Here is a 6189-nt window from a genome sequence, read left to right on the forward strand (position 1 = left end):
CAATCTCAACGTCGTGTCCGTCCTCAACGAGACCGAAATCGATAGCTACAAGAGCCGCAACGGCAAGACCCGCGTCAGCACCACAACGACCACGCAGACCATCGATCAGCAGGCGCTCACCGCCGGCGGCAACCTGATCCTCAGCGCCGGCAACGACGTCAACCTGGTCGCTGCCAAGCTCGATGCAGGCAAGGGGCTGGGCGTCAGCGCCGGCAACGACATCAACGCCAGCACCCTGACCACGGTGGACACCAGCGATGTCCTGGAAACGCGCAAGCGTTTCAGGCAGACCACCAGCACCCGCGATGAAACCGTCCACGGCACCGAATTCAGTGCCGGCGGCAACCTCGCCATGCAGGCGGGCAACGACATCACCCTCACCGCCGCATCGGCCGCCACCAAGGAAGGCGGCATCACCCTGGCCGCCGGCAACGACGTCAACCTGCTCGCCGCCAGCGAGCAGCACGACGCCGTGCAGGACATGACCAGGAAGAAGAAGGGCACGTTCAGCAGCAAGACCACCACCACCCATGATGCGTGGCAGGACACCGTGGCGATCACCACCACGCTCAGTGGCGACACGGTGCAGATTGCGGCAGGCAATGACCTGCTGTCGCAAGGTGCGCAGGTGGCTGGGACAGGCGATGTGACCCTTGCTGCCGGCAACAACATTGCTATTGACGTTGCGGAGAACAGCTACGCCGAGTTGCATGAATCCAAGACCAAGAAGTCCGGCCTATTCGGCGGAGGCGGAGCGAGCGGTTTGGGAGGCATTGGCTTCACGGCCGGTAGCCAGAAAGCGTCGAATGCAAGTCAGTCCAGCAAAACCGCCACGACAGGAAGTTTGATTGGTAGCGTCGAAGGGAATGTAAGTGTAGTGGCAGGAGGAAATGTTGCGATCCGTGGTAGCGACCTGTTCGCCGGTCGCGCCACCAATGATGTCGAAGGAACTGGCGGCAATATTGCGATTCAGGGCCGTAACGTGGAAATCACGCCGGTCGAGCAGACTGAGCGAATTCAGTCGCAAGCTAAGGCCAGTAGTAGTGGCCTGTCAATGGCGTTGGTTGGGACCCCGATCGACACTGTTCGCAATATGCAGCAGATTGACGATAGCGATGCTAATGGAAGGGAAAAGACCAAGAGCTATCTCAATGAAGTTGCAGCCTCGGCTGGCAGCGTGCCGCAGATCGCACTGGGCTTTGGCAGCAAAAGCGCATCTGCAAACGTAGATATCGAACGTACCACCCAACGTGGGACTTCGGTGACGGCTGCCGGCGGCATCAGCGTGCGCTCAACAGAGGGCGACATCGTTCTGGCGGGTAGCAAGCTTCTTGCTGGCGGTGCAGTGATGCTCGATGCACAGCGCGATCTAATGCTGCTGGCAAGCGCGGACACACAAACGCAAACGAGTGATAGAAGGACCAAGAGCGGTAGCACAGTTTTCGCCATTCAGGACATCGGTGCGGCGAGCCGGCAGGTCAATGGTGGTCCAAACAGTGGCGGAATCACCACAATGCCCTACAGCGAGGGACGTGGAACCAATGATGCAGGTAGGCAAGTTATTGGGCAGACCGGTAGCAGCATCAGTGGGCAACAAATCACGCTAACCAGTAGACAAGGCGATATTGCGTTACAGGGTGCGAATGTTGCCGCAGAAGCTGCAGTCAATTTGATCGCCCAGAAGGGCGGGATCGAACTACTGCCAGGCACGGCGACTCAAAGCTGGCAAGAGACGCAGCGGCAGATGCAGTTCGGTGACCTGGGTGGCGATGGCTACTCCGGCACCGTTGGTATCCGCAAGGAGTTGCACGTTGTTGATGGCAGTAGCACTGATCAAAACAGTCTGCGCACTCAGTTGAGCAGCCTGAAGGGAGATGTGAATGTTCTTGCAAAACAAGACCTAGTGGTCAAGGGTGCCGACATTTTTGCCGGCAACGATGTGACGCTTTCCGGCCGAAGTGTCCTTCTGGATGCTGCAACGAATACCGCAAACCAAGTTGAAACACATCGAGTGACCCAGTACGGTGTGACTGCTGCGTTATCCGGATATGCCGTAGAAGCTGCGCGTGCGGCAGATGCTGCAGGCAAGGCGCAGGATGAAGGCGATGAGCGGATGGCGGCGCTGTACGCGGCGAAAGCGGCCTATGCCGCAAACGATGCTGTACAGAGCGGCGCCGCAGCAAAGGTGACCGTCAGCGTTGGCGGAGGCGTTCAGAAGAGCGAGTCCAGCTACCTCGACACTAAGGCGCAGGGCAGTACGGTCAATGCTGGCCGTAATGTCACGATACTTGCGAACGGTGACGGCACGAAAGACGCCGAAGGCTATGCTGCCAACGGCGATATCACCTCAAAGGGCACCCAGATCAGAGCGGGAAATGCGGTGGCGCTGGACGCTGTCCGTGATATCAATCTCCTTTCGGCTGTTAATAGCAGCGACCAATCCAGCAAGTACGACGCTCACAATGCCAGTATCGGGGTCGGCTTTGGTCTAGGTGGGTCGCAGAATGGATTCACTATTGAGCTCGCGGCCTCGCGTGCACTTGGCGAGAGTCAGGGGCTTTCGGTAACCAATCAGTTGACAGAGGTTCAAGCTGGCAACGTACTGCTGATCAATAGTGGGCGCGACGCGACATTGAAAGGCGCTCAGGCAATCGGTAACACCGTGGTTGCAGATGTCGGGCGCGACCTCACGCTTACCAGTACACAAGATCAGCAAACTTATGATCAGAACGACCGTAGCGGCGGCTTGAACCTTAGCCTTTGTATCCCTCCGATTTGCTATGGGTCAAGCTATGGCAGCGCCAGCGTCGGTCAGACCAAGATCGATAGCAATTACAACGCAGTCAATGGTCAAACCGGTCTTGCTGCCGGCAATGGCGGCTACTCCATCAATGTAGGTAACCACACGCAACTTGATGGTGCTGTTCTTGCAAGCACGGCAATCCCTGAAAAGAATCTGCTCTCGACAGAGAGTCTTGGCGTTACGGAGCTAAAAAATCGAGCGGGCTACAGTGCCAATACCTTTAGCTATTCAGCGAGCGCAGGTGGCTCGATAGGCGATCAAAGCGGGGGGCAGCCAGGTAGTACTGGAGCAAGCGAGACCACGTGGGGAGGGGGTACCGGACGTCCGGGTTTAGGCATTCCGCAATCTGAGTCATCCGGCAGCACAACGCGCAGCGATATTGCTGCGGGCACTGTCATCGTGCGCAACGGTGATACCTCTGCGTTAGACGGCCTGGATCGCACTGCGACAAAGATCCAACTGGAAGGACTTAAGAACAAGTTCGACCTTGAGGAAGTACAGAAGGATTTGATCGCAGGCCAGATCGCAAGCGAGGTTGGTTTTCGTACCGCTGGGTCGATTGCCGATGCGATTGCCAACGCGAAGGGAAAGGAATGGAAGGAGGCAGAAGACGCATTAGCGCAAGCTGAAAAGAGTGGCGACCAAACGGCAATCAGTGAGGCAACTCAGCGGGCCAATGCTGCCAGAAGCAGTCTTGGTCCATGGCTGGATGGTGGTGTAGCGAAGGTAACGTTGCATACCTTGGTGGGTGCGTTGTCTGCTGCGCTTGGCAATGGCGATGTTCTTGGCGGTGCCTTGGGCGCGGGTGCTGCAGAAGCGACACGGCCAGCCACCGCGGGCCTGGGACCTGGTGCGCAGCAATTCATTAGTGCAGTTGTGGGAGCCATTAGTGGCGGTGGAAGTGGCGCGGCTACGGCGCTGGCAGGCGAGCAGTTCAATCGCCAACTGCATCCTGTCGAATTGTCTTTCGTTCGCAGTAAGTCTGACGAGTACACCAGCATATGTGGCTGTAGTAAGCAGGAAGCAGAGCGTCTGCTGATGCGTGGTGCGCTGTACGCAAACGATCAGGATTGGCAGAGTCTGCTGACACTCTACACACCCGAGCAGGTGCAGAGCTACAAGGACGCACAAAGCTGGCTGTTGACAGAAGCAAATGCTAATGGCGCCCACCTGACATATGTGGACGAGCGTGGCGTCACCATGAATGCGTTCAAGAGCACCACTGAGGACTTCAAGAATCAAGAGCTTTATGCAGTTCAAGCGTTTGCCGACAGCACCGGCAGGAATCTTTACTTCAATGCTGCTAATGTCCGCCTCGTAGAAGACGCAAGCTTCAGTGAGCTGATGCGGGCTTACACGCAAAACCCGACTGAAGAAGCCAGGCAAGCTTTGCTTGGTTTTAAGGATGGAGCCGGCGGCTTGGTCGACCTAGTGAACCCCAAGACATGGTTGTCCATGCAGATGTTGCAGTGGTCGATGCTTCATGATCCAGAGGGGACCAGCAAGAAGATCGCCAATGGACTCGCGGGCGAAAGCGGAAAGCTGATTGCCAATGTCTTGGTCGACTATACGCAGAAGGATTTGCAGGCTTTTCGCGATGCGAAAGCATATGCGACTGGCTCGCTTGCATTCGAAGCATTGGCTGAAATTGCAACAGCAGGTGCAATCAGTGTAGTAACTGCGGCGAAAATGACCGTCCGTTCAGGTCATGTGATGGCTGAAGTAGCTGAAGCTGCAGATGCAGTTGTTGATATGAAGGACGCTTTGAGGAATGTGGATAGGGCTGTCGAACGTTCTAATAGTATTTTTGTGGAAGGTAAATCTGGTCATGGACGAGGCTTGTTTTCTGTCGAAGATATAGGTGAATACAATCCTGGAGTGGATAAGCCCCTGTTTGGTCAAGTTAATGAATTTTCGTGCGTTGCTGCAAGCTGTAAGATGGCTGCTAACTTGAGTGACGTTCCTGAGGCTTATATTCGTGCCGCGTTGAACACCGATACCAGCGGAACCTATTTATCGGATGTTCCGAAGGCATTGTCCGACCTTGGTTATAATGGTAAGGTTAGTCACTTCAGAGAAGTTAATATTAGGCAGGTTGAAGAGTTGTCTGGAAGTGGATCGGCTTTGGTATTAAATGTCAGGGCGGGCGGGGGGCTGCATGCAGTTGTGGTTGACTTCGTTAAAGATGGGCGTGCCTATATCAGAGATCCATGGCCATTGGGAACTGGGTCATCTTACTCGGTGTCGATGGATGAGTTGGCTTCTGCATTAAAGGGTGGCGCTGTATCAATTGGTCATTGAGGTACTGTAATGGATAGGGAAATAATTTGCGATTTGTACACGAATGCACGATTTGCTGGTGTTGATTTAAATGTTCTGAAAATTCTGGATCGGAGCTTTTTGGGTGAATTTCCAGAGAAATTTCCGTCTTTTTTAGGTGTTAATATTTCCAGAATAGATTTAGTTTCGGTTGTTATTGCAATGAGGGGGAGGGGTTTGAATGTTTTCTCCGTTCCCGTTATTTACCGTGATTCCCTGAAGGTTTCGCTTGAATCAGCCTACGAAATTGCGATAAAGCACTCGGAGGTTGCTGGGTGTCGCGTTTCATTGCAAAACGACTTTGGGTTTCATCCTCCGGTAGTTTGGCGATTCAGTTTGGAGGATGATGCAGGAGCTGCGGGTGGGCTTGTGATGATAGATAGGTGTGATGGTCATATTTGGACTGCTCGTGACCATTATGAATATATGTATGATTGCAACGCCATAGTGTGAGATGCGGAAAAGCAATGTTGCAAGTTTAGTTGAAGCGGTAATGAGGAGCATAGAGATGATGCGATCAGAAAAAGGGCAGGTTTGAGTATCCGCAAGGAATAGCCAGCAAAAGCCCGGGCCGTCGCTACCTGATCGAGACCGACCCGGCTGGGCGATGGCTTCTACGAGCAGCGCCTGGTGCTGGACCAGATCACCCAGCTCACCGGCCGCCGCTACCTGAGCAACTACGCCGATGGCGTGGCGCAGTACCGCGCCTTGCTCGAGTCGGGCGTGGCCGCCGCAGGCCAGCTGCAGCTGAGCATGGGCGTGGGCCTGACTGCCGCGCAGGCCGCTGCACTCACGCAGGACATCGTGTGGATGGTGGAGCAGGAATACCAGGGCCAGACCGTGCTGGTGCCGGTCGTGTATCTGGCGTCCAACTCGCTGCAGCTGCGTGGCAACGGCGCGCTGATCGCCGGCGGCAACGTCGAACTCAACGCCACCAACGCCCTGAGCAACCAGGGCGTGATCGCTGGTGCCGATGTCAGCGTCACCGCGGGCAACCTGCTCAACCAGGGCCGCATCAGCGGCACCGGCACGGTGTCGCTGCAAGCGCGCAACGACCTGCTCAACCA

Annotated in this window: 2 protein-coding genes and 1 pseudogene; all 3 read left to right on the plus strand. The window is 55.6% G+C overall.

Annotated features, from left to right (window positions below; genetic code table 11):
- A partial coding sequence (locus LL962_RS20545) for a hemagglutinin repeat-containing protein (RefSeq protein WP_255626496.1) occupies positions 1 to 5104 on the plus strand: 5104 nt, incomplete at its 5' end.
- Between the two features lie 9 nt (positions 5105 to 5113).
- The gene (locus LL962_RS20550) at positions 5114 to 5575 is read left to right on the plus strand and encodes a hypothetical protein (protein ID WP_218495474.1); all 462 of its coding nucleotides are present in this window, start codon (positions 5114 to 5116) and stop codon (positions 5573 to 5575) included.
- A gap of 141 nt (positions 5576 to 5716) precedes the next feature.
- A pseudogene (locus tag LL962_RS20555) lies at positions 5717 to 6189 on the plus strand (S-layer family protein); the annotation flags it as partial.

This window comes from Xanthomonas sp. NCPPB 1067 (assembly GCF_020783795.1).
Classification (GTDB): Bacteria; Pseudomonadota; Gammaproteobacteria; order Xanthomonadales; family Xanthomonadaceae; genus Xanthomonas; species Xanthomonas melonis.

What these genes read in the sequence shown, in the direction of transcription:
- LL962_RS20550 (WP_218495474.1), top strand. Translation starts at nt 5,114, where the DNA reads ATGGATAGGGAAATAATTTGCGATTTGTACACGAATGCACGATTTGCT.